Origin of the sequence: Marinobacter oulmenensis (assembly GCF_014201735.1) — a bacterium.
Taxonomy (GTDB): Bacteria; Pseudomonadota; Gammaproteobacteria; order Pseudomonadales; family Oleiphilaceae; genus Marinobacter; species Marinobacter oulmenensis.
The window spans coordinates 354,354-380,128 of the sequence record NZ_JACHFE010000002.1 but is presented as its reverse complement, the minus strand read 5'-3'; the positions used below and the strand labels follow the sequence as shown (position 1 = coordinate 380,128).

Here is a 25,775-nt window from a genome sequence, read left to right as displayed (position 1 = left end):
TTATATCAGTGTTGAGAAAATCGATTTAAGTTTTGTCTTCCACTCATCATTGGTCGAGTTGTAATGAAGAACGTCTTTAAGCGTTTCAGGAAATTCATCGTTGAGGTTCTTGGTTAATTGATTCAAGTCAACAGGTTCGCCAGATTCGCCGGGGAATGCCTCATAGCCAGTTACCACGACTGTAGGACATTCGAGATCGAGCATCGCCATCTGACGAAGAACCTCGAGCCCCCCATAGCCTTGTGGTCTGCCGCCAGCTTCCAGCTCCCCTACGTCAAAAGTGGGTAGGGACATATCTAACAAGAGAAGATCGGGGGAAACTTCCTGAATTTTTTGCAATGCAGAAGTGACAGAACGTGCAGATACTACCTGAAAATTCGAATCAATCGTCGATATAAAACTCAACAGGTGTTGAAGTTTTGGATCTTCGTCTTCAACAACAAGAATTCTAGATGGTGGTTTCTGCTTCATTACTTTGCCCTGATTTTTGAAAAATAAGCGAGTAAAAAACGGTCAAATTAAACCTCCCATCTTTCTCAAAACCAAACTGAATACTTCCTCGGTCTGATTGTTTGACGACCGCTGCTAGCTTGATAAAGCCGCTTCCCCCTTCTTTTCGAGAACGTCGATGAAAGTTTCCATCTGCAATGAGCTGCTCGATCTCTCGCAATCTGCTCAAATTTGCATCTTTGTTTGATGGCCTGGAGTCCGTGACTACTTTCACCATAAGCCTCTTGCTTTCTGGGAACGGAACAACATCAATGTCTATTTTGGGCCTCTTTAGCCCAGCATGCTTTTCTGAATTGCTGATGCCTGCTGAAATAGCGTCATTGATAAATACCAGGACGCTCGCTGCCATTTGCATGTCGCCTTGCTCAACATTTGCTCGAATATCAGGATCAAATGACCTATGACACTTCAATGAGGAATCAATGGCAATGTTGACTATATGATCAAGTTTGAAGGAACGCTTGTACTGCTCAATATCCCTGTGTGAAAACCACTTTTTTGTTTCATCCAGTTTGCGTTGAACCTCGTTCGATTTTTGTCCAATTTGCATATCAGCTTCAAGCGCTCGGTCCGAACCTCCCGCCTTTCTCTTGATTGATGTACGAAGTTCGTCGAATGTCTGCGCAACATCGGATTTGAGAGTGGACGAAATATAACTTCGCGCTCTCGATAGCGAAACTTCCAATTGGGCCCAGCACACAGCGATCGCTGTTGAGATAAATTCCTCTACGGAAAGGTCTAATCTAAAGATGATCTGAGCAAGCCTGATAGTATGCGCTGAGATATCCAGGCTTATAAGGCCCTCTGGTTTCTCTTGAGAATTAATCTGAAATTTGTTGTTTTTTGCATTTTGAAGAATACCGTCAAATCGCTCAGAGAACTTGGAAAATGAATTGAGAAGAGCGTTACGAGATTCGGGGGTGGAAGGTGCTAGTCTATTAACCCATTCATCATTATGGCTATATTTTCCATACTTTGTATCTTTATTGGTAATTAATTTGGAAAACTCCAGCGGGCCTCTAATAAAGCCTATAAAACTCTGATGTCTAACTCGTTTGCTGAGAAAAAAATCGAGACCGAAACTTGGGTTGTTCAGAAATTCTTCTCTCATTCGATCAAAAATCTTCAGAAGCAACAGCTCTGACTCTGTTTCTGGTTTGAAGCTCTCGTCTAGTTTCTGAGAGGCGTGGGACAAATCATCGAAAAGATCATCAAAGTTAACTTGGTCATCAAAATCTACGAGCGCAAGATCTCTGCACCTTTCGATGTCCTCTGAGAGCTCTCTCAAAGCCCAGCGTGTAAGTGCGTCTGTGTCCACATAAATACGGGTGCTATCCACTATATGTTGGACATCATGGTGCGCTAATTGGTTACTGATAATAGCAATTTCCTCCTCATAGTCGGAGGATCTTAATGGGTCCAATTCTCGCAGCACAGCGCAGATTGCTTGGCGTTCCTCCATTACTTCTCGGGAGCTCTTAAAAAGTTGAGTGCCGTCTAAAATACTCGGAATGCAGATATATTTGAGCAAATAAATCAGTTCATTAAACGGGAGTTCGTTCCGGTATTCGACTAGGTCTGATGGTAATTTCACTCCGAGCGCTCTAACCAAATTTCCCGTCACGAATCTTAATCGAGTCGCATCACTTGCTCGTTCATACAACGCCCAAGAGACGTGCAGCCCGATTGCTTTCCTAATCGATACGTCGTCTAATTTTTTAAAATCGTCCCAGGTAATCTGCTCAACTATTTCGATTTTTCTCAATATCGTATGCACTTGAGGGTACTTAGCCACAAAGCTTGCGACCAAATCTATTATTTCGGAGTATTCGCCAAGTTCAGTATAGGACGTGAGTAGCGAGTCGAATATTAAGAGGTCGAAGATTTCTGACTCATCTAGTTTGGCTGCTTTTTTTAGAAGTCTGATCGCAGTCGGAAAGCTGCGTGATCTCATATGCGAAATGCTTCGGAAGAAGCAGTCTTGTGGCGTTGAGAGCTCTTCGGTTCCAGCTGCACCGCTGCACAAAGTGCTCCAAAGGCTTTGAGTAGGACCCTGAGTATTTTTCAAAGAAAGCTCTTGTTCGGTTACACTGAGTTCTCGTAATAAATGGTCTTCGGGGCCGGTGAACTGGCTGTCAAGGCTGATTGCAGCCAATGTGCTGTAAACACTAAAGGAGCTTCCAAAGAGGGTTTCCAGATATTTTGATAAGCCGTTTAGTGATGGGAGTGTTGAAAAGTTCGCGCAAAGCTTTTGGCAGCTTCCTAACCATTCAACAATATCTTCTCCTGCTAAAACCCGAGATACAGAGTTAATAATTGATCCCGCTATACTGTTGAATAAACGGGGAGATACCCTTGTTTTAAAGCAATGCGCATAGCAGCAGTAAATTAAGAGCCAAGAATCTAAAGGCGCTCGATCTCTGAGTAACTGCAACGTCTCCGTGAACGAGTCGTAAACCTTTCCGGAAACTAAGTAATTGAGTACGCCTTGCTGTCTTAGGTTTAGCCCGTCAAAGCGCTCAATCTGGCCGGCTGAAAGTTTAAGCTTCACTATTCGATGATCGTTTATTCCTTTTAGCCGAGTAAGCGCATGGGCTACAACCGAGTATTCGCCCGCCTGCCCTTGAGAGAAAACTTTGTCTTCAGTTATTTTTTGAGAAAAGTGAATGAAGGTCTCGTAAGCATCTATGAGTGAGTGGCTTTCAGAAACTTGGAGTGCCCCAACCTTTCTTTCGAGCTGATCTGGCCACTGTTGAGTTAGCAGTAAATTTAAGAAGTCTTTGACCGCGGTAGAATATTTTTTGTGATTGCTTAGACGAAAGCTAACCTCTGAAACAAATTTCGGATAAGTTGTTTTCTCTTCATTTCGTACACTTGTATAAAATGCAACAAAGTTGAGAAGTCCCTGCCGATAGATTTTTCTTACTTGCGCTGTAAATCGTTTCTGTTCTTCAAGACCCTCGCATTGCTGAAGAAGCGCGATCCGAAGTTGAATTGACCAGAGCGATTTACCATTTTCCAGGTCAATTTCGTCTAGAGCTTCGAGCGCTCCACCATATTCTCCGTGCAAAGCTAGCTGCTCAACCTTACTTTTCAAGTTAAGAAAATAATTAAGAGTGGATCTTTGTCTATTGAACCTGGCAGCCAACCAAAGGAGTTGGTTTTTGGTTGACGTAAGCGGCACAGTGTTGCCCACGCCATTAAGTTCTTCGTAACCGACCGGGGAACGCTTAAAATCCTTGAGGCTGGTATTGATCTGTACTTCGAGCCAACTTAGGAAAGTTTCGTATTGAGAGGGTTGGAGGATTGCTTGTGCTTCCAGGTACAGTTCTTTCAGGCCGTTTCTGAAAATGAGGGTCTTTGGAAACCGCCGGTTCATTTCGAATCTGTGTGAGCGATAATCTGAGACAAGTCCACGAAACCGGTTCTGACATTTTTTGAAAGCTTGCTTCTTAGAGTTTTTGCTTTTCAACGTTTCCTTCCCTTTCACCCTTTTGTTGCACTTTCTGAGTGTTCAATGGGCTACGCTAAATAGATCCAACAAAACAATATACTAGTCTTCAAAAAAAATTCAATATAAATCAATGCTTTCTTTAAGTTGGCTTCGCCTAAAGTTAGCACTTGCGCGCGTGCCCACGCTGACTCTGATCTGCACTCAACTTTCTACTCTATCCTGATCTTAGTAATGTTCATCACGGCCCCTGACCCCGTTTCAGTACCACACATTATCAGAAAACTCCGGCTTGGGAGCGTTATCGGCTGCGTTTACTTGACCGCCCTACCCTTGCTTATTGAACGCTTTAAGCATGACACCAAAGTCCTAACCGTCATCGATGGAGCTGGTCGGGGTGATCGCCAGCACCTCGCATTCAGGCGACTAACCCATGCCAGGGAAGTTATCGGTAACTGGCGACGAGACTATAACGAAAACCGGCCCCATTCAGCGTTGGGCTACCAGACACCACTGGAGTTCGCCGTTGGCTATCGGGCGATCGGCAAAGGGTCGAAATTAACCGACATTACTAAGCAGTGAGTGGTTTAGTGATTGGGGGCAGGTCAAACAGGCACATTGGATCGTTTATTTTTTGACCAATTAACGCGGCTGGACTAAATAAACTCTAGAAGTCACCTATATAGTCAGTGGTACAGGAGGTTCCATGCTGATCATTATCCACGGATGGAGTGACGGTTCCGCATCCTTCAGGTCTCTCGCCCGACAGCTCCTGTCAACCGAATCAGATCCATCCTCTTCAAGGGACATCCGGCACCTGCGGCTCGCTGACTATATCTCTCTGGACGACGAGATTGGTTATGAGGATCTGGTGCAAGCCATGCAGAAAGCCTGGACCAAAGAGGAACTGCCAACTGCCCCTCGCAGTGTTGATGTGGTGATACACAGCACCGGAGGCCTGGTGGTTCGTCATTGGCTTACCACCTATTTCAAACCCGAGGCCTCGCCAATTAAACGACTGTTGATGTTGGCGCCGGCCAATTTTGGTTCTCCGCTCGCTCACACCGGCAGGAGCATGATTGGGCGTGCCGTCAAAGGCTGGAGAGGCACCCGTCTGTTCGAAACCGGAACCCGGATTCTCAAAGGGCTTGAGATAGCAAGCCCGTACACTTGGGAGCTTGCGGAAAGGGACATTTTCAGTGACCAACAATACTATGGACCGGGTCGTATTCTCTGTACCGTTCTGGTCGGCAATACCGGATACAACGGCATATCCGCGCTCGCCAACCGTCCCGGAACCGACGGCACAGTGCGGGTTTCCACCGCCAATTTAAATGCAACGAAACTCGAGCTTGATTTCACAAGGCCTGAAACCCCAGTCGCCATCACCGGCCGTTGGGACCAGGGAGCCATCGCGTTCGGGATTGCGGATCAAGAGGATCACAGCTCCATTGCGGCAAAAGACGGTGGGCCTCATCGAAAGTCTACGTGGCTGTTAATCCACCAGGCTTTACAGGTTGAAGACAGTGATTTTCTCGAGTGGCAAGAAAGGCTTACAGAGCACAACAAAGAAGTCACTCAAAAGGCGGAAAGACGGCGGGGGGCTCACCATGATAGTTACCAGAACACAGTCATCAGAGTGATGGATGACCAAGGTAACCCTGTTGAGGACTATGTCATCGAGTTTTATGTCAATGATGACCGTGGCCGGCGGAGCCGACACAGGACACGCCTACTCCAGGAAAACGTCGTTGCCAATGTGCATGCATGGTGTGATAACGCGGCGTACCGAAGTTTTCTCGTGAATTCCACGGAGCTTTTGAAGCTTCTGGACAGACCCACAGACAAACTGAACATCAGTATTACGGCCTCACCGGATATCAGGAACAGGCCGGTTGGTTATAAAACCTACACCGATGACGATATCTCATCGCTGTCGCTGGACAGAGACCATATCAAGGATTTGTTCAAGCCTCACAGGACCACGTTAATTACCATCAAAATCGAACGCCACCAGCAGGAAAAGGTATTCTTGTTTAAAAAGCTAAACTGACCCCTCACCGGCTCGTTAGCTGAAAGACACCACCACCAGAATGAAAGACGTTGGCACCAGTAGCCCGAGGAACATACTGATCGTATTCGTCAATCCGGACAGGCCTTCCGTGTTGGAACCGCCAATGAGCCAGCGCCTCAGTGCCTTCACGAAACGCTTTGGCGTGTAGATGTTTTTGCGATAATGGCGCTGATAGTAATGCTCAAGAAACAGGGGCATGGAGTCGCTATCGAAACGATGCCAGAGTTTCAGAACGCCAATGACATCCTTGCGGCGGGCCCAGGCCCGAACGGGTGATGGCAGCCAACTCAGGGGGACCGCCGAGCCAAAATCGATGATTGCGGGTTGTCCGCACCCTGAGACGATTATGTTCCCGGAGTTGCCGAGATCCAGATGGGCCACCCCCTGCTGGTGCAGGATTTTTACATTACTGAATAGCTGAAGGAAAAAGTTATCCGGCACACCCTTGGCCGCCGCAACGTTCTTTACCGATGCGCCCTCGATCAAACGATAATGGATCGTAGGCGAAGCGTCTGATGGGCGCCTGACCTGATCGGGGGTGAAATCCAGATGCTCGACTTTTTTCAGCATCCTGAATTCGTGTGACGCGAGAAACCGGAAGTACTTCCCGAGCAGGCCCCGGGAGAACCTGAAAGCCTTATAGACGTGCCGGTTGCCACCATCGTCAGTGTGTAAAGAGATGATGGGCTTGTACCATTGCTGGTCAGCGGGACCGGTGTTTGCAGCAGGCTTTGAACTGGAAACCACCGATGGGCCGTTCGTTTTGCCGTTCATTCCCCCCTCCCTACTCCAGGATATGCGGATTATTGAGCAAGCGAGTCGGGTCAATTGTGGTTTAGCGAAGCCCTTGCTGTTGCCGCAACCTGCGACATCCAGTGAGGATTATTGGAAATTTTGGCGAGGCTGAATAATTCTTTTTCGGTATCTTTGTTATCACTGAAAATGATGGGGAGCCACACGCCCCCATTCCCCGGAGGTGTGTGGCGACCTGCTTTGGTGCTATTTGAAGAGCGCTTCAGCGCGGTTTCTCAACGCCTCTTCCATGTCGGCCAACTGCTGGTTCATTTCCTCCAGCATCCGGTAGGACTTCAGCTCAAGTGTGGTTTTGCTGCGTAGCACCCTGACCAGCGGTGTAATTGACTCACTGTAAACATCCGCCAGAGACAGCAAGGCTTCTTTCATGCCGTCCGGCCCTGTGTAGGTAATCTCCGGTGCAACCGTCATTGATCCGATCGCCTGCTGAAGGCCGGCAATCAATGGCTCCCAGTCGTTTTGCGAGTGATCTTTGCTGGATGCCGTGGCAACGGCTGCACTCAACACCTTGAGGTGATCGCCGATCCCGACGAGTTGCTGAACCACCTTCTCGCCCGAATCGCCATCGCCGCCGGCCATGACCTTGGCCCGATAGCTGGCTTTGATGGAATCCCAGCGCTCACGTTCGGTGTCCGTCAGAACGCCCCGAAGCTCCCTGAGTTTGAGGAGGTTTTCTTCAGCGCCCTGTGTCAGAAGCTGGGCCTCGCCCTGGTAGTGATCATCAATCAACTGCTCGAGTTCAGCCTCAGACATGACCGGTGAGACTTTCTCCGCCAGTTTGTTCATGTTCCGATAACTGCCCTGGAGCTTGAACGGCGGCTCTGTCCGGTAGGCGTCGTCCTGGCCGCTGGAGGCGATGTAGGTCTGATTCACCGAGAGCACCACGTCCCTTACCCGCAGCAGCCGCTTGAGGACCGCCACAATTTCCTCACGCTCAGCCGCGCTGTAGTCATGATCAAAATCCGCTGCGTTCACCTCGTTGCCGGCGGCCATTTCGGCAAACCGGTAGAAGTCGTCCATCCCGCGGGACGCCAGGGGAGCCGTGACCGCGTTGGAGCTCATGGCGTTTTCCAGGTAGGACAGCGCAAAGACATCGTCCATGCCGCTGAGCTGGTCGCCCAGATTCCGGACATCGGCCCGGTTGGCCAGCATATCCGGGATCTGGAAGGTTTCACCCGATTCCGTGTACGGGTTGCCGCCCATGCAGATGGCAAACCGTTTGCCGCGCATGTCGTAGGTCTTGGTCTTGCCGTTCCAGACCCCTTCGATACGCCGGGTTCCGTCACACAGCGAGATGAACTTCTGCAGGAATTCCGGATGGGTGTGCTGGATATCATCAAGATACAGCATGACGTTGTTGCCCATCTCGAACGCCAGGTTGAGCTTGGTCAGCTCAGTTCTGGCCGCGGAATTGGGCGCCCGCTCGGGGTCCAGGGATTTAACCTCATGGCCCAGGGACGGGCAATTGATCTTCATGAAAATGAGGCCCAACCGGCTCGCAACGTATTCCATCAGGGTGGTTTTGCCGTAACCCGGTGGCGAGATCATGATCAGAAGCCCCATCAGGTCGGTGCGGCGATCATCGCCCACTGTCCCCATCTGCTTGGCCAGGTTGTCGCCCACCAGAGGCAGATAAACCTCGGAGATCAGCTTGTTGCGCACAAAGGATGTCAGCGGTTTGGCGGTGAATTCCTCGACGCGCAGCCGGTCCTGTTGCTCGCTCAGCACCTGGTGACGGATTTTTTGCAGGGTTTCCCAGCGAGGCAGTCGCTCATTGATATGACGGCGCAACCGGGTTTCGAACTCATCCAGGGCCAGAGCCAGGCTCTGGTTTTCCAGCCGTTCGTGGCGGCCCAGCAGACCGTCGATTTCAAACGTGAGCTGGGCCTGGCGAGGCACAAACCGGCCGATGGATGGCCGCTGTTCAGCGATCAGCAGGATCGCGGCCTCAGGACAGAAATGCTCGCTCAGGGGATGGTCGTCCTGCCGCGCAAGCGCCGTCACCCAGTGCAGCACCGTTTGCCAGAACCGTTTGGGATCGTCCGTGGCCTCCGCGACAACCTCATCAAACACCTTGGTCTGCTGTTCGATGCGCAGGTATTCGGTGAAACGGGCTTTCAGATCGTTGCCGACCGCCGATACCTCGAAGGTGTTGGGGGCTTCGGCAAGCGCACGACACAGATAATCGGCCGCCTGTTCCTGAATCCAGTCCTCAAAGCCCAGCTCATAGCGCTCGCAGAAAGCCTTGATGTCGCCTTTAACCGCCTGCTGAATCTGGTGCAACAGATCGCCGGAGCGCATGAGTTTCTGCAGCACCCCGGCACTGGTGCTTTCGGCCTGCAGGCGCTGGTGGTAACCGGACGACTGAAAACTCCAGAACAGTATGGCCACGGAGCGGACCAGGGGCGCAAAACGCAGTAGCCCGGCTTCGGCTTTTGCCGGTGCGAGCTTGTGCAGAATTCTGGCGGCATCGTGGTCGTGAATCCCCTTCTCGTAGCCGTCCCGGTAGCGGGGCCCCGCAAACTGTTTGACGGCCTTTTCCACGGCCTTCGGGTCGCTCCACTCGGGAACCTGGGCATCGCCCTTCTCTACCGCGTCCATGAATCGATGCGCGAGGTATTCCGCCTTGTACACATCGGGGGCTTCGGCCGGCGTATGCAGGCCCCAGCAGTCGTCCAGACCGGCCAGCCGGTCATCCCTGACGGTTTCATAGAACTGGGTGCCGGAGATATGCAGTTTCAGTCCTTCGGTGTCCGGGATCAATGTGACGGCGGGTTCCTGCCGGTTCACCGAGAACCGGTGTTTGGGGCCCAACCTGATGATCGCCCCGCCCTCTTCATAGATGTCTGCGCGGTCACGAACAGCTCGCTGTGCGTTGTCCTGGGCGGCTTTGAGTTGTGACGCCAGATCGTCCGCGTCAAGCGGCGCATCCAGCTCCTTGAGCCGGGCAGCGAGATCCCGGACCTTGGCAACCATGGCATCGCTGGCGAAGAAGGCATGGACTTCCGCCACGTCGTCGAACTGGTCCGAACGCTTGGTCAGGTTGTTGAGGATCCTCTGCCCCGCTTCTTTCAGTGAAGCGGCCTTGCGCTGGCGCTCCTGGGCCAACTGCTGGCGACGGGCCTCGATGGTTTCCTGGGTGGTCTCCCGCTGCTCGATCAAGGCACTGAGAAATTCATCGAATTCGCCAAACTGGCTTTCGATTTCCTGCAACTGGTTCAGCATCCGGGCCAGTAAGCCGTCACAATCATCCGGTGTATCAACGGAGTGGACACCGTTGGCCAGGCTCTGTTCATAAAGCCGCAGCTTGGAGGCAAACTGGAGCTTGGCCTCCTCAAGCCCGCACTCATTGAGCTTGATCTCCGCCCGTGAACGGTCCTGGTTGACCCGGGCGTAGAGCGTCGAAAGGTTGTCGGCAATGGTGGCCTGCTGTTCGGTGTCGTCGGAGGTCAGCGATGACAGCAGTTCCTGAACAAAATCCAGGCCGTCGGTAATCTCCTGATAGTCGTCAACCAGGCGCTGGAGTTCCTTGCGGTCCTCGGAGTCTTCAACCTGTTTTCTGAGGGCGTCCACCTGCTGGGTATAGCGGGCCAGTGCTTCGGGCTTGGACAGAAAGTCCAGCGTGCGTTCCGCGAGCTTATCAACGGCCTCCGCCGCCTTCCTGTCCAGGGATTCGAGGCGGGGGCGATCAATATAGCGGCGTTCGGTGAGTGACCGGATCAAACCGCGGTGATCCCGGAGTTTTTTCAGATGAGCCACAAACTGGTGCGGTTCCCGCCATGACTCCGGGCGGGTTTCCTGAATCAGTACCGACAGGGCTTTATCCGCGTCGTTCAGCGCCTGGTTGGACTGGGCTCGAACGGATTCGACCTTTTCGTATTCATCCACCATCAACTCCGCGGTGGAACGAACGCTGTGCAATGCTTTGTTGATGGACTGGAAATGGTCTTCATGGAGCCAGAAACGCTGGTCCAGCAGTTTATCAACGCGTTTTATCAACGTGTTGAAATGGCGCAGGCCCGCCTCCTCGAGATCGGCAAGCTTGACCACGCCGTACAGATCCGCGATACCGCTGACCAGCTCGGGGTTACCAATGCGGCCCATGTCTGAATCGTCGGACGAGGTCTTGTCCGCGTAAAAGGATTGCGACTCGAAGGGCGTCTTCCACAACTGAACGGGGTGAACCTGTGACTGCTTGTCAGTGGCCGTGAATACCGCCAATACACCGCCTTCAAACAGCGCATAGCCGTGGCCGGTAATCGGGGGCGCGGTGGTGCGGTTGATCAGGTTATAGCGTACCAGGGCAACAGCACCGGACTCCGGCGCATAAAATACAATCAGCACATCCTCGCCGTTGGGCGCCTCGACCATGCGCTTGAAGCGCAGCCCCTCAGGCACATCAACGGTCTTGAGTTCGTCGTCGTACAGGTAGATGCCGCCCGGGAAAACCAGCCCGTGGTTTTCCGGCAATGTCCGGACTGAGCCGGCCAGTGCATCCTGCCGATGCAGTGTCTTCTCGGCAGGGTTGAAGATGTAATAGCGGGTCAGGTCCTCACCGTAGGGTTTCACCCGGATGAGGTAAATCTCACCGCGTTTTGCGTATTCAAAGACACCGTCACTCAGTGACTGACTGGTGACCTCCAGGGGGTCTTCAAAAATCCCCTCCCCGGAACTGGTGTTGTTTTCCACCTTGAAGGTGATGGCACCGCCGGTGTTATCGACGAACAACTGATCGTCGATGGAGTAATGGGGCGAAACGCCCTGCACCATGTGTTCACGATTCAGTTGGGTCCATTCGAAGTCAAAGCGTTCCGGCAACCGGAAATCGTCTGCACCCCGGTCATCGATATAGGCTCGAACCGAACCATCGTTGTTCAGGGACCAGCGGAACACTTTGACATGATCGCCCCGGTCGCCGACCTGAAACACCATCAGAAGGCGGGCGTCGCTGGCCAGGAGCTGAATCAGGCGCGCCTCCTTGTGGAAGCGGTACAGGGAGGCGAAATCGGTGCGGAATTTTTCATCGTCCAGGAACGACCCGGTCATCTCTGACTGGGTGATTTCCCAGTTCCCCTCGTCTTCCTCCAGGCGATAGAGGCTGAACACTTCGGTCAGATCAACCGTCTGCTTCAGGCCATGCTCCACATTGAAGCCAAACAGCAGGAAATCCCCCAGGCGGACGACATCCCGGGCCACGCAATTATGCGGCGTTCTGACCCGGACCCGGCCCAGCACATCCATGCTGGAGGCGCCAAACTTGGCTTCCCTCTCTTCGTTGAGTGACTTAACGGTGTTGCGCAAAGAGCCGACATGATCCGTCAGGCGCTTTTTCAGTGTCGCAAACGTGCCGCCTTCCCGGATGATGGCTTCCGTAGAAAGTGTTTCTGCCATGGGGAGACAATCCTTGTAGAAAACGAGCGGAAACCGACGGGACGCCCTGCCCCGTCGGTAATCGGTGTTAGTCTGCGGTATCCGTCGGAGCGTTGTCCGACTTCAGTCTGCCGGCACTGGCACCCATGATCTTTTCCATGATGGAACTGACAAACGGAGTCATGCTGGAGGCATTTTTCATGAAGTGATCGGCAGCACGTCCGTAACCGATGCCCTGGGCAACCTTGTTGAAGACATCGCCATCACCACCGATGAACTCCATCTTGGCATTGGCCAGCGCTTCGCCCATGGCTTTGGCCTGCGCCTCGGCGATGGTCACGTTTGCGTCAATGCGCGACATGGTCTCGTCCCGGTGAATGTCCAGATTGCGGTTCATAACCTCGAACTCGCGGCTGGATTCGTCCATCTGCTCGTAGGCTTTGGCTTTCTTGGTAATGCCCTCGGCTTCCGCTTCGGCCATCTTCAGAGCCGCACTGGCCTTGGCATTGCCCAGTTCTTCCTCACCCTTGGCCTGGGCAAGCAGCATATCTTCTTCGTTCTGTGCCCGTGTCTCGCCTTCCAGACGCTCAGCTTTCGCCGCTTCAGTGCGGGCATGGGCTTCTGCTTCGGCAACAACCCGTGAAGCCAACGCATCGGCTTCGCGCACCTGGGCTTCAGCCAGACCCGGCGCGGCCGCTTTCGCTTTTTCGCCTTCGGCCAGCTCGACCATGGCAGCCTTACGCAGTTTGGCGGATTCCTGCTCGGCCTTGGCGCTTTCAATCTTCTCAATGGCAACCTGTTCGGCCTTGGCCCGGGCGCCAATGACCACGGTTTCCTTGTTCCGCTCGGCTTCCTCTTTATTGCGCATGGTGAGGATGGCTTCTTCCTCTTCGGCTACGCGGGATTCCACCTGGATACGTTCGGCCTGGATATCTGCAATTTCCTTCTGCTTGACCTCCAGAACCTTGTCTTTCTCGATGCGCTGCTCTTCAACCCGACGTTCCCGGTTGATGTGCTCAAGCTCGGTCGCGGACTGGATGGCCACTTCCTCAACAGCAACCGCTTTCTCGCGGGCTTTAGCGGCCAGTTCCTGCTCCCGCATACGCTCTTCGGTCGCGATATCGATGGCTTTCTGGGCTTCTTCCTTGGCGATCTCGGATTCGGAACGCTGCTTTTCGTGAGCGGTGTTCTGCAGCGCCAGTTCTTTCGAGGTCAGCTCTGCAATCTCACGATCGGTGCGCGCTTTGGTCTCGGCCTGGGTTTTACGAAGCGCTTCCTGCTGCTCAAAGGCAGCGGTGTTGCGCTCTTCAATGGCGACTTCGGCGTCGCGCTCAAGAATGTTGGTCTTGACCCGGTTTTCCTCGGTGATTTCCTTGATCCGGCGGATACCGTCACTGTCCATGACGTTGTTGGGATCCAGCTCGGAAACCGGCGTCTGCTCCAGGTAATCGATGGCGACGTCTTCAAGGACATAACCATTCAGGTCAGCCCCGATCAGTTTGACGATCGCTTCCCGGAATTCCTGACGCTTTTCGAACAGTTCGACGAAATTGAACTGTTTACCCACGGTTTTCAGGGCTTCGGAGAACTTCGCGTTGAACAGTTCATCTACCGCTTCTTTGTCACTGGCGCGGGTAACGCCGACCGATTTGGCCACCTTGAGAACGTCTTCCGCGGTCTCGTTAACGCGGAGGTACAGGCCGATGGAGATGTCGGCCCGGTAGTTGTCCTGACAGATCAGCCCGTTTTTCCCCCGACGGTCAATCTGCAGGGGAATCACGCTTATGCGCATCTTCTCGGCACGATGAATAACGGGCAGGACCATGGCGCCGGTGAAATGGACGCTGGGCACCTTGCTCATGTTGTTCACAATGAGCGCTTCACCCTGATCCACTTTCTTGTAGAACGCCTGAAACAGCCCGAGGATGCCCATGATGACGACGAAAATCACCGCCACGACCATCAGTACGGGGAAAATAATATCTAGCATAGAGCGTTACCTCTTTCCTTGGTTTAGCGGGTGAGTCCCGTCATAAAATCGGCTTCAGGGACAACCTGATAAACCGAATCCTGTTTGTGGTATCTGATGACCACGGCTTTCTCTCCCGGTTTCATCTCCGTGGAGCTTCGGGCTTCGAGGCGGAGGTGGGCGCCATTGACCATGCAGTCAACCACACCCTCGTTCGGGGAAACGGTATAAATAACGGTGGCGGTTTTACCCAGCACGTCGCTGTTGGAGGCCTTTGTGCTTTTGAACAGGGGTTTGAGTGGGCTAATGAGCCATGCTGCAGGCTTCAGGGCAGCCAGTGCGGAGCCCAGAAGAATGACGATTGAGACCACCAGCGAAAACCAGCCGTCTGAGTCGGGCCCCAGGAGCCAGAGCGCTGAAAAATAGCTGATCAGCCATCCGCAAAGACTCACCGACGTTAAGGCGACAGACAGGGGAACGCCCCCAAGCCCTAGCGACGACAGTAGGCCGGCGATTCCCTCAAGGCCGCCGTCAGGCAGTTCCGGATCCATTTCGGGGGTATCGAAATCCAGCAAGCCAATGATCGAAACGCCCCAGAACATCAGACAGAACAGCAGTAATGCCGTCCAGATCACAGTGGGAAACCCGAAAGCACTGGCAAAAAACGCTTCCATACCTGATTTTTCCTGATTTAAACGCACCTGGTGCCGTCAAACGGTTTCCAGAGTGCCGGCCTGACTCGTTGAATGTGGTGGATCTGTTAATGCCTCTGGCATGGAAACATCGTCTCAGAAAATGCGGACTTCAAATCTGACGTGATGGCCTGAGGCAACCGCGAATGCGGCATGAGGCGTGAGTTCGCAGTCCATAGCATGAATCCTGTCCAGCAGCGCTAGTTCCCTATAGCGTTTAGTGATAATTTACACTAATTAAACTGAGCCCAAAACACAACTGGAATGAATGGATATGAATGGCACGGAACGCATGAATCAGAGCGACGCATCGGTAGACACAACATCCTTCACTCCGACACCTGAACGCTTGCCGGAACTCCATGCGAAGGCCGCAAGCGTTGTCCAGCAGTTGGCGGTGATTGGCCCCCGTGAGCTGGAAGAGCGGCGGGAGATGGTTTCCGAAGTGGAAACCCTTGGCCGTGAGGTCGAGCATAAACTGTCCGAGACCAGCGCCCTTCTCAAGAAGCCCATCCATGAACTGGCCCAGGCGGCCGAAGATGGCAGTGAAGTCGATCAGCAGTTGCTGGCCCTCCAGGGCAAAGTTCGTGAAGTAAACCCCAATAACGTGGACTTCTCGATGGGGTTTGTCCGGCGGATACTCTCCAAACTGCCATTTGTGGGCACGCCGATTTCGCGCTGGGCATCCAGATACCAGGATGTCAGTGCCGTTATTGCCGATATCGCCAATGCCCTGCGCCTCGGCATGCAGCAGTTGTCCGAAGACAACAAGGCCCTGGCGGTGGACCGGGACCGCATGAGGGCGCTCACCTTCGAACTCGAGGACTACATTGCGTTTGGTGAGCTGCTCGACGCTGAGGTCGTGAAACAGATCCAGAACGAATCCGATGCTGAAAAGGTGAAGTTTCTGGAGGAAGAGATCCTGTTCGCCCTTCGCCAGCGCATCATGGATTTGCAGCAACGCCTGGCCGTTAACCAGCAGGGAGTTCAGTCCGCCGATCTGCTCATCAGCAACAACAAGGAGCTGATCCGGGGCATCAAGCGCGCCCTTGATGTCACGATCGAAGCGCTGTCGGTTGCCTCCACCATTGCCATGGGGCTTGCCCGTCAGAAGAAACAACTGGAAGCCCTGCAGGCCGCCAACGACACCGCCTCCGACTTGTTGCTGGAAACGTCCGAGCGGCTGAACAAACAGGGAGTAGAGATTCATAAACAGGCGGCTGGCGCCTCGCTGGATCTGGAAAAGCTGAAACAGACATTTGCCAACTCCCTGGCTGCCTGGGAGGACATCAATGCGTTTCGCCGTGATGCTCTGCCGTCCATGCGCCAGACCATTAATGAACTGCAGGCTCTTTCAGACAGTCAGAGGGAGCTTACCGAGCAGATGGAGCGTGGCCAGGAAGCCCGTCACCGGTTTTCAGAAACCTTTACTCTTGAAAGCACTGGCGGTTAGAGGGAGCGGTTCCGGCTCTGGTCCGGCGCTTCGTTCATGATCACCTGCCAGCGCTGCCGAAGCAGTTGTTCCAGGTGCCCTCTTAGCCAGGCCACGCCGGGGTCCCGGTCATGCCGGGTATGCCATATCAGATAAAGGCTGATGGGGTCCGCTTCGAAAGGCAGCGGCTCCATCCATAGCTGGTCTACAAATCCCGGGTCCTGGCCGACCATTTCCGGTACGGTTGCGATCAGGTTTGTTTCCGCCAGTATCTGCGGCACGGTCGAGAAATGGTTAACCGTGGTGGCGACCCGACGGCTCAGCCCCTTCTGGTCCAGATAACTGTCAACCGCGCCATGGGCGTCCCCGGACATGGTGACCAGCAGATGCCGGGCTTCGAGAAACTTCTCCATGGTGAATGCCTGTCCGGCCAGCGGGTGGTCTTTGCGCATGGCCAGCCTGTAACCACTATCGAAGAGCCAGGTGCTGCGCAGGCTGTAGTCGTGCTGGTTCAGGACCCCGACCGCAAGATCCACGTGCGCTTCCCTGAGATCCACGTAACTGCCCTCCGGTGTGTACGGAACCGCGTGCACATCCACGCCGGGCGCCTCGGTTTCGAGCATTCTGATTAGTGGTCGCCAGATCATGTCAACGATGATATCGGTAACAGCAACTCTGAACTTCCGCCTGGATGAGCCCGGGTCAAACTGAGTGGCGCTCAAGGCATTGGTGAGCTCGAACATGGGGTCGCTGATCTGATGCCAAAGGCTCAGGGCATAGGACGTGGGCTCGATGTTGCGCCCCTTTCGGATAAACAGGGGGTCATTCCACTGTTGTCGCATCCTTGAGATCGCGTTGGAGACCGCTGGCTGTGTCATAGACAGGCGCTCGGCAGCGCGTGTGACGGAACGCTCCGTCATGATGGCATCGAAGATATAAAGAAGTTGCAGTTCCTGGGTCTTCATGGGCTGGGTTTTCCGGCTGATTTTTCTCAGAGCTTCTGAATACACATCATATTTATTTATGTATACGTAGTTTTACGGCTACGAGCTCACGACAGGTTTAAAATTTTTGAACCTTTTACTCAGATTGTCAGAACTTCAGCACCTTGTTTTGACGAATAAAATAGGAATCTGCAAAAACAAAGAGGAAAATGAGTAAGTCTTAAGCAAACTACATAGCCAGACCAATATATCACTGAAACTGATATTGCGCATACAGGATTGGAATTATTCACCACACTGCTCCGGCGGCATACTGATTGCCATCTGATATCGGGTCCTCTGGCGACGCGATATGAGCGTTAATCAATCAAACTCTGGAGAATCAGTTATGCGCAAACTTGCACTTGCAGCCTTCGCTTCCATCTTCGCCATCGCCACCCTTCCCGCGCAGGCCTCTCAGGCAGACCGGGCATCCGATAAGCTGAATATTGAAGAGGCTCAGCCGGCGCCATATAGCGGCCACATTGTCAGCCGCGGCGAGGTGTTGAACGACGAAGACAAGCACCAGGACGCCGAAAAGGCCCCTTACAGTGGCCAATTGGTTATTCGCGGCCTGGTGGTCGAGTCTGAAGACAACCGCGGTTAATCGCCGAAGGATTGATCTTCGCTTTGTGGGTTGTTTTAACACCCGGGTTGAACACAGCGCTTCAAGGTTAGCAGCCTGATCAGGCTAGACTGAATCCTGAAGGCTCCGAGAGCCAGTGCCCCACTGGCTCCGGCTTTGCGAAATAGTAACCCTGCAGATTCACATTGGGATAACGGTCATCAAAAAAACGGACGTGTTCCCGGTTCTCAACGCCTTCCGCCACCACACGGGTTTTCAGGGTTTCACCGAGTTTTACGATCATTTCCACGATGTCAGCTGATGTGCCACCCTCCGGCGCATCCATCACAAAGCTGCGGTCGATCTTGATCTCCGAGAACGGCAATTGACGGAGATAGGACAACGACGAATAACCGGTACCGAAATCGTCCAGTGAAAACTCACAGCCGGCAGACCGGAGGCTGTTCATCTTTTCCGCTACCAATCCGATGTCGTGTACCATGGCGCTTTCGGTCAGTTCCAGGATCAGGTCGCTGGCCTCGCATTCCGACTGGTTGATCATTTCCAGCAAAACCTGCACGAAGTCCGGCTCGGCAAAGTGCTTGGCTGAAATATTGACGGATAGGCGGACATGGGGATGCCGTTTGCGAAAAGCCGGCAGATATTCCAGCGTTTTTTCGATAATGGCGCGCTCAACACGAACGATCAGACCGGACTCTTCGGCAACCGGAATGAACGCAGCCGGGCCCAGAATGCCCTCCTCCGGATGCTGCCAGCGTGCAAGAATTTCCAGCCCGCACAGAGTCTTGTTCGGTGCATACTGGGGTTGGCCGAAAAGGATCAGTTCTCCCCTCTCCAGCCCTTCCACAAGTTCCGAGACACGTTTGACGTGGGTTGCCGCCCGTTCGCTCATCGAATCACTGAAGAAGGTGATTGGCTGGTTGCTGCGTTTGCCGATGTGATGGGCGGTTTCGGCCTGCTGTAGCACCTGCGATGCCGTAACAGACTGATCGCTGGGCAACAGCACAACGCCCAGCGTCATATCCAGCGGCAGTCGGCCGGAATCCGGCAAGTCCAGCGGTGTGCTGAACGCGCAGAGCACCCGTTCCGCCAGGATCTGTGCCTGGGCGTAGGCCTCCCGGGCATCCCAGCGAGTGGGTGCCAGCAATATGGCAAACTCGTCCCCGCCGAGTCTGGCGACTGTGTCATCCTCGCCCACGGTATCTTCCAGGCGCCTGGCGATTTCACGGATGGTCATGTCACCCACCTTGTAGCCATAGCTGTCATTAATGGAGCGAAACCCCTTCATGTCGAGCACAATGGCAGCAGAGGTAATCCGGCTGCTGTGACAGTACTTCAGAACCGCACCCAACTGATCCAGGAACAGGGCCCGGTTGGGCAGGCCGGTGATGGGGTCGCGCCAGGTGAGCTCTTCCAGCCTTTGCTCTGTCTCCTTGATATTGGAGATATCGGTAAAAATGGTGACGTAATAGGGCGGCGATTCACTATCTGCGCGCACACAACGGATGGTTCTGAGCTCCGGGTAGACTTCGCCGGACTTCCGCCGGTTATAGATCTCACCGGTCCAGTGGCCGGATGTCTGGACCGCTTGCCAGATGGCCTCTTTCATTGTGTTATCCAGGCCGAACACGTCCAGCACGGTGTGGCACCGACCGACAACGTCGGAATGGGCGAAGCCTGTTATCCGCTCGAACGACGGGTTAACAGTAAGCACTTCACCGGCCGCGTTCAGCACACAGATACCTTCGGAGGTCGCGGTAAAGACGCTTTCAAACAGGTTCCGGTCCGCATTGGCCTCTCCAAGACGCTGGTCGCGCTCATGGAGATCGCCGTTGAGTTTCACCGTCTCACGGATACGTTCACACAACTCCTGGTTAAGCTCGAACAGGTGATCAAGCATGCCCCGGAGCGAAATATGGGTTCGCACACGGGCGCGCACGGTCGACAGCCGTATGGGTTTGCCAATGTAGTCGACGGCGCCGGCATCAAAGCCCTTTTCTTCGGATTCCGTATCGGTGAGGGCGGTCAGGAATATCACCGGAACGTTGCGCAGCCCCGGCGAACTCTTGATTTTCCGGCACAGGCTGTATCCGTCCATGCCCGGCATCATGATGTCGAGCAGGATGAGATGTGGCACGTCGCCGTTCTGCAATATGCGCAGCGCCTCGAAGGAATTGTTGGCAATGATCAGTTCGTAATCCAGCTGCAGGGCGTCAGCCAGAATGCGGATGTTGGAGGGCTCATCATCAACAATCATGACCCTGGGTCGGAGGGAGGTCGGAAGACTTCCGCCCTGAGCCTTGTCATAGTTCAGGTCTGACACAGTTCCTCCCCCCGACCTCTTTGGCTTCATAAAGCGCCTCATCGGCCATTTTGAACAGCGCATCACGAGGTTGATCAACTTGTGGGACCAGGCTGGCACAGCCAATTGAGACAGTAAAAGCCGGCTCGCCTGGAGCGGCTCCTGCCCTCTGCCCGAGCATCCGGTAAAAGCGGCTGGCGGCCCGGACAGTCTGTTCAAGCCGGGCGCCAGCTAACAGCACCGCAAATTCATCACCACCAATCCGGTAAATGGAGTCCCCGGCCCGGCAGAAACATTCCTTCAGACAGTCAGCCAGTGCCTTGAGGCAACGATCCCCCTTCAGGTGGCCACCGCTGTCATTGATGGTCTTGAAGTTATCGAGGTCAATCAGTGCCAGCCCCAGGGGATGGGACATACGGCAGGCCCGTCGGAACTCCTGCTCGAACTGCTGTTCAAAATGCGCTCGGTTGGCAATGCCCGTCAGGCCGTCAATGATCGCCTGGGACTTCAGCAATTCGGTTTTGTACTTGAGATCGAGCATGGTTTTGAGCTTTGACAGCAGAATCACCGGATGGATGGGTTTGACCACATAATCCATGGCACCGTGTTCGAATGCCGACACGACGCTGTCATTATTCGCCTGGGCAGACACCACAACCACCGGGGGCTGTTCAATCGCCTGCTCGTCCTGTAGCCACTGTACAAATTCGATACCGCTGCCATCCGGCAGATTCAGGTCCAGGACAACAATATCCACTTGTGGTGAAAATTGAGCCATGGCTTCTTCCAGACAGCGGGCGACGACCAGCTCAAAGTGATCATGAAGAATTTCAGCAAGCAAGGCGATGGATGTGGGCTCATCCTCAACGAGCATGATCGTCGCCTGGTTGATCTTACTATCCGGCATGATGGGCTTCCCTTAGAATCTCTGCCGATCGTTTGAAGTCAAACCGATCCATGGCAGACCTGAAATTCACGGCGGCTACATCGCCGTCGGTGCGGCGCAGATAACTCTCCACATGGGAAACCTGCTCCGCGTTCACAAAGCGGTTGCTCTCTAGACGGGCGCACACGTCTGAAAGCAATTGCTCCATCTCTTCAGCGGCCAGCGGGGTTTCCTCCTCCTCTGGTACGCTGGCCAGAGTCTGTCGGATGTCTGTGGCATGGGCCCTTGCCGTGGCCAGTAACTCGCCAAGGTCATCCGCCACCTCTTCCAGAGTAGCACTTCCTTCAATACGCGCGGCCAGTTCGCCGACGACGGAATCGCCGCTGTTCCACGCGCCGCCCTTGAGTCGGTGTGCCGCCATGCGGACCTGTTGCAGGTCCGAATCGCGGTATGCCTGCTCCAGAACCTGGCACGTTGATTCCGTGTTCTCTGCATACAGGCCGAGAACGCGAATCCGCTGGCGCTCGTCCAGAAGGTGTATCGCTGACCGGGAGGAAAAATCCATGAACGGCAGGCAGGTTGAAAGATCGTTCGTGGATTTTGCGAGGGGCGCATTCCGGGCCGGCTGGTCGCTAACAGTGAAGAAACGGCTGAGTACACGCTCAAGCGCTTCAGGCAACAACGGCTTGGTAATATAGTCTTCCATGCCGGCGGCCATGGCTCCTTCCCTGTCCTCTGTTGTTATAGAGGCTGAGAAACCTACGATAACTGGCTGTTTTGAAAGCTCCAGTGCCCGAATCTCCCGCGTTATATCATGGCCGGTTTCACCCTCGAGATGAAGATCCATCAGGATGAGATCCGGGGCTTGCGCCTTCACGTACGCGACAGCGGCCGCGCCGGTCTGAGCCGTCCCACACTCCACACCGAACATGGAGAAGTAAAGTTCGGCCACTTCACCGTTCAGTTCCACGTCGTCCACGACCAGAGCTCTGACCCCGGTAAACAATGCGTCCGGCTCATTCACAGTGGCCTGGTCAACAGCTTCTGCCGGCTCTGAGTATGGCTGCATGGCGTCGAGCAGTTTGAAAGCGTCAACCGGGGGCTGAACAACCTGCCCGGCGAGGGCCTGGAGTTCAGTTCCGGCCACTGGCCGGTAGCCAGTGCTATCGATATGAATAATCCGGTTACGGGTTTCCGGCGGCAGGGACAGAACCCTTGCCGCCAATTCGCCAACCTCATCGGCATCACCACATTGGTGCAGATCGGCGATTAACCAACAGTCTGGATCGTTCTGTGCTCTGTCCAGGAACTGACGGATGGCGTCCCTGCAGCCCGCAGACTGCTCAATCTGGAGATTCCAGGCCGATTGAAGCGGCTCAAGGACGTTTTCCCTCAGCCCGCCCTCGATACAGATCACGGTTGCAGCAGGCCAGTGTGCGACCGTGCCAATCGTCCGGGAGTCGGTCACTGTGACCGGCAGGCTTGCACTGAACCGAGACCCCCTGGCTTCCCGGCTTTCAACCGCCAGTTGCCCGCCCATCAGCTCCACCAGCTTTCGGCAGATGGACAGGCCCAGACCGCTCCCACCGTATTTGCGGGTTGTGGAACCATCCCCCTGGTTGAAGGTTTCGAAGACGTGATCGAGCTTCGCTTCCGGAATCCCGATGCCGGTATCCTCCACCGTGAGCATCAGCCAGGCCTGATTGGCGACACCCTGCTTGACTGCCAGGGAGACCAGCACACGGCCCTTTTCCGTGAACTTGACCGCGTTGCCGGTGAGGTTGGTCAGGACCTGGCAAATCCGCAGGAGATCGGCTTCCACGGCCATGGGCACATCCGCAGATACCGACACCTCCAGAGCGATCTGCTTTGTGGCGCAGGCAGGTGCAAACAGGTCTACAGACCGGGTGAGCAGTTCCTGAGTGGCGAATTCTGTCGGATTCAGTTCGGTGCGGCCCGTTTCCAGCCTTGAGATGTCCAGGATGTTGTTGAGCAACTGCAATAACCCTTCGGCCGCATTGTAGGCCTTGTCGGCCATGCGTTTGGCGTGGTCGTCCAGCGGGGTGTCCTTCAACAGCACCAGCATGCCGATCACGGCATTCATTGGGGTACGGATCTCATGGCTCATATTGGCCAGGAACTGGACCTTAGCCTCTGCGGCCACCTGCGCTTCCCGTGTTGCTTCCTGCAGGTAATCGTTGAGCCGGGCCAGTTGCCGCTCCCGATCCCGGGTCTCGGTCGTATCGGTCAGGATCAGAAGTACGCCCGGACCGCCGGAAACCCGAATGGGCACAAAGGCCATCGAGACGCTCCTCTCGCCTTTCTCCGGGCTGACCAGAACCCGCTCCTCCCGCACGGTCTGCCCGTCACGTGCTGCCTGCATCAAGCTCAACAGGGACTGATCATCGTCATCTGGAAATATATCCCGGGCGGGCCTGCCAAAGGCTTCCTCCGGTGTCAGGGCGAACCACTCCCCGACCTGATTGTTCATGAAACGGTTATTGAAGTCGGCATCCCAGACCGAGATAACGAATGGCAGGTTGTTGGTCAGGTTTTCAATGAATTCCAGGTTCTCCCTGAGGTCCTGTGTGCGGCTTTGTGCAAGACGCTCCGCCCGGGCCTTGGAGCGTGTCAGCAGGAAAAATACGGCAATGATCAGCGCATCGATGATCAGGCCGCCGATTAGGATAATGTTGGGCTGAAGGCTGTTATTAAACGCACCGAAACGTTCCGTGGTCTGAACCTGGAAGTCCCACTGGCGCCCGAACAGGTCCAGGCTGTAGCGGGTTTCAAAGTCCGGCGTATAGCCCTGGGTGTTGGCATCGCTCAATTCGTCGTAAAGAGGCTGGCCCTGGTCGGTGACCCTAAGCCGGACCAGGCGGTTGACGCTGGCCAGTGTCCCTTCCATCAGCTTCGACATGATGAAAGGCGCATAGACCAGCCCGATAAACGACGACTCCCGTTCTTCCGGGGTACGGGGCGGCTCCGCCGTCTCGTAGAACGGCTGGTACATCAGAAAGCCGGGAGTGCGGTTGGAATCCTGGACCAGGATGATCGGGCCGGTAATCTGTGACTGTCCAGTCTCCATGGCCCGGACCGCCGCCGTGTAGCGATTGGTTTCGTGAGCCATATCCAGGCCAATGGCCGCCTGATTGGAGTTCTCCGGCTCAATGTAGGTGATGGGCCAGAAATCATTGCGCTCATGTTGGGGGTGAATCCGGAACTCGGGATAGATGGCCCGTTGCTCCATAAGGAATTCAGGGATTCGGGATGGTGGCACCCGATAGATCACTCCGATGCCATTGATGCCGGGCAGACGCTCAGGCATGGCCAGCGACTCGCTGAAAATTCGCCATTGCGGACGCGTCATGTCACCGCCATTCGATTTTATGGCGCCGACACCTGAAATCAGGGCGAAGATATAGTTATTCATCCGGTCCCGGACCAGCTCGTTGAGCCTCTCCACTTCATGCTCGAACTGTTCCTGTGCCTTCTGCTCGGCGAAAGAAGAGGCGATGTACCAGGCGCCCAGGGTGAGCACCAGTGACAGGCTTACGATGACCCAGTGAACGATGGAAAGGCGGCTGTGCAGGCTATCAGCGGACGGACTCGGGGATCTTGGCACGCGCTCTACTCTTGTTATTGTGATCTAGGGTAAAGCTATACCAAAAACCGCGCGCCACCAATCCCCAATAGGTGTTTTTACAAACGTTTTTCAGAATGTGCCGGAAGCTGCTTCAGGCGGCGCCCGACGCGTCCTGGACCAGCCGTTTGATATCCCTGACCGGCGGCATTCCAAACAGGCGGCTGTATTCGCGGCTGAACTGGGAAGGACTTTCATAGCCCACTTCAAAGGCTGCACGGGACGCGTCCAGATGGTCGGCCAGCATCAGCCGACGGGCCTCACTCAGGCGGATCTTTTTCTGGAACTGCAGCGGGCTCATGGCCGTCATGGACCGGAAATGGTTATGGAAAGCCGACACGCTCATGCCGGCTCTCCGTGCCAGGTCTTCAACCTTGACCGGCTTGCTGAAATTCTCCTTGAGCCAGTCGATGGACCGGGCAACCTGATAACTGTGATTGCCAATGGAGGTAATCTGCCGAAGTCGGGCGCCCTGATCACTCTGCAGCAGGCGATAGAAAATTTCCTGTTTGATCAGCGGCGCCAGCGCGGGAATGTCCTCCGGGTTCTCCAGCAGCGCCAGCAACCGGCTGAACGCATCCTGCAGGGGCATGCTGATACGGCTGACGGCAATGCCGAGTTTGTCAGGGCACCGGCTTTGATCGGGAGAGGGATGCTCCAGCATCAGTTGGGCAATCAGGCGAAGATCCATTTCCATGGTCAGCCCGACGTAGGGTTCATCCGGAGAGGCTTCAACAATCTGACTGACCACCGGCAGATCCACCGATGTGATCAGGAAGTGATCGGCATCGTAGACATACATTTCCTCGCCCAGAAATATCCGCTTCTGCCCCTGCCCGATCAGGCAAATGCTCGGCGCCAGCATATAGCTGGTGGGCTCCGTCGGGCGTTCCCAGCGGTGAAGGCTCAGACCCCGGATCGGGGTGTCGACACGGGTCTCCGGTTGCGTCAGCCGGTCAATACGTGCGGCAAGCCCCGATGCCCCACTCCGTTCGTCGGGTCCGGCTGCCGTCTGTCCTGTATTTCCGCTCGTCCCATTACTGGCCATGACCTTTCACCTCTGG

14 protein-coding genes and 1 pseudogene are annotated in these 25,775 nt (G+C 54.6%); 4 read left to right on the top strand and 11 right to left on the bottom strand.

What is annotated here, in order from left to right; genetic code table 11:
* The gene (locus HNR38_RS05025; RefSeq protein WP_183700407.1) at positions 1–471 is read right to left on the bottom strand and encodes a response regulator; all 471 of its coding nucleotides are present in this window, start codon (positions 469–471) and stop codon (positions 1–3) included.
* The gene (locus tag HNR38_RS05020) at positions 449–3,982 is read right to left on the bottom strand and encodes a hypothetical protein (protein WP_183700405.1); all 3,534 of its coding nucleotides are present in this window, start codon (positions 3,980–3,982) and stop codon (positions 449–451) included. Before HNR38_RS05020 ends, HNR38_RS05025 begins: the two co-directional genes overlap by 23 nt.
* Positions 3,983–4,378: 396 nt before the next feature.
* Here HNR38_RS05020 and HNR38_RS17340 point away from each other — a divergent pair.
* A pseudogene (locus HNR38_RS17340) lies at positions 4,379–4,543 on the top strand (integrase core domain-containing protein); the annotation flags it as partial.
* Positions 4,544–4,667: 124 nt separating this feature from the next.
* Complete coding sequence (locus HNR38_RS05010; RefSeq protein ID WP_183700402.1) at positions 4,668–6,014, top strand: esterase/lipase family protein; 1,347 nt, start codon at positions 4,668–4,670, stop codon at positions 6,012–6,014.
* A 15-nt stretch (positions 6,015–6,029) separates the two neighbouring features.
* Here the strand turns inward: HNR38_RS05010 and HNR38_RS05005 are convergent, their stop codons facing one another.
* The 4 genes from HNR38_RS05005 to HNR38_RS04990 form a co-directional block, all read right to left on the bottom strand.
* Entirely contained in the window at positions 6,030–6,809 is a 780-nt protein-coding gene (locus HNR38_RS05005) for a BUD32 family EKC/KEOPS complex subunit (protein ID WP_183700400.1), read from the bottom strand.
* 225 nt (positions 6,810–7,034) lie between these two features.
* Positions 7,035–12,239 carry a DNA repair ATPase gene (locus HNR38_RS05000; protein WP_183700398.1) on the bottom strand — a complete coding sequence of 1,735 codons (5,205 nt, stop codon included), beginning with the start codon at positions 12,237–12,239 and terminating at the stop codon, positions 7,035–7,037.
* A 67-nt stretch (positions 12,240–12,306) separates the two neighbouring features.
* Positions 12,307–14,208: an SPFH domain-containing protein gene (locus HNR38_RS04995; protein WP_183700396.1), complete on the bottom strand. Its 1,902-nt coding sequence runs from the start codon at positions 14,206–14,208 to the stop codon at positions 12,307–12,309.
* A gap of 23 nt (positions 14,209–14,231) precedes the next feature.
* A complete protein-coding gene (locus HNR38_RS04990) occupies positions 14,232–14,861 on the bottom strand; it encodes a hypothetical protein (protein ID WP_183700394.1) in 630 nt (209 codons plus the stop codon).
* A 292-nt stretch (positions 14,862–15,153) separates the two neighbouring features.
* Here HNR38_RS04990 and HNR38_RS04985 point away from each other — a divergent pair, with 292 nt between their 5' ends.
* On the top strand, positions 15,154–16,332 hold the full coding sequence (locus HNR38_RS04985) for a toxic anion resistance protein (protein ID WP_183700392.1): 1,179 nt from the start codon (positions 15,154–15,156) through the stop codon (positions 16,330–16,332).
* Here the strand turns inward: HNR38_RS04985 and HNR38_RS04980 are convergent.
* Positions 16,329–17,276 (bottom strand): LysR family transcriptional regulator, encoded by a 948-nt coding sequence (locus HNR38_RS04980; protein ID WP_183700390.1) that lies wholly within the window; start codon positions 17,274–17,276, stop codon positions 16,329–16,331. The genes HNR38_RS04985 and HNR38_RS04980 overlap by 4 nt on opposite strands.
* A gap of 367 nt (positions 17,277–17,643) precedes the next feature.
* Here HNR38_RS04980 and HNR38_RS04975 point away from each other — a divergent pair, with 367 nt between their 5' ends.
* A complete protein-coding gene (locus tag HNR38_RS04975; protein ID WP_183700388.1) occupies positions 17,644–17,901 on the top strand; it encodes a hypothetical protein in 258 nt (85 codons plus the stop codon).
* Between the two features lie 79 nt (positions 17,902–17,980).
* Here the strand turns inward: HNR38_RS04975 and HNR38_RS04970 are convergent, their stop codons facing one another.
* The 4 genes from HNR38_RS04970 to HNR38_RS04955 form a co-directional block, all read right to left on the bottom strand.
* A complete protein-coding gene (locus HNR38_RS04970; protein ID WP_183700386.1) occupies positions 17,981–20,203 on the bottom strand; it encodes an EAL domain-containing protein in 2,223 nt (740 codons plus the stop codon).
* Complete coding sequence (locus HNR38_RS04965) at positions 20,184–21,089, bottom strand: GGDEF domain-containing protein (RefSeq protein WP_183700384.1); 906 nt, start codon at positions 21,087–21,089, stop codon at positions 20,184–20,186. Before HNR38_RS04965 ends, HNR38_RS04970 begins: the two co-directional genes overlap by 20 nt.
* A complete protein-coding gene (locus HNR38_RS04960) occupies positions 21,079–24,693 on the bottom strand; it encodes a CHASE domain-containing protein (RefSeq protein WP_183700382.1) in 3,615 nt (1,204 codons plus the stop codon). Before HNR38_RS04960 ends, HNR38_RS04965 begins: the two co-directional genes overlap by 11 nt.
* 112 nt (positions 24,694–24,805) lie before the next feature.
* Positions 24,806–25,759, bottom strand: a complete 954-nt coding sequence (locus HNR38_RS04955) for an AraC family transcriptional regulator (RefSeq protein WP_183700380.1) — start codon at positions 25,757–25,759, stop codon at positions 24,806–24,808.
* Between the last annotated feature and the right edge of the window lie 16 nt (positions 25,760–25,775).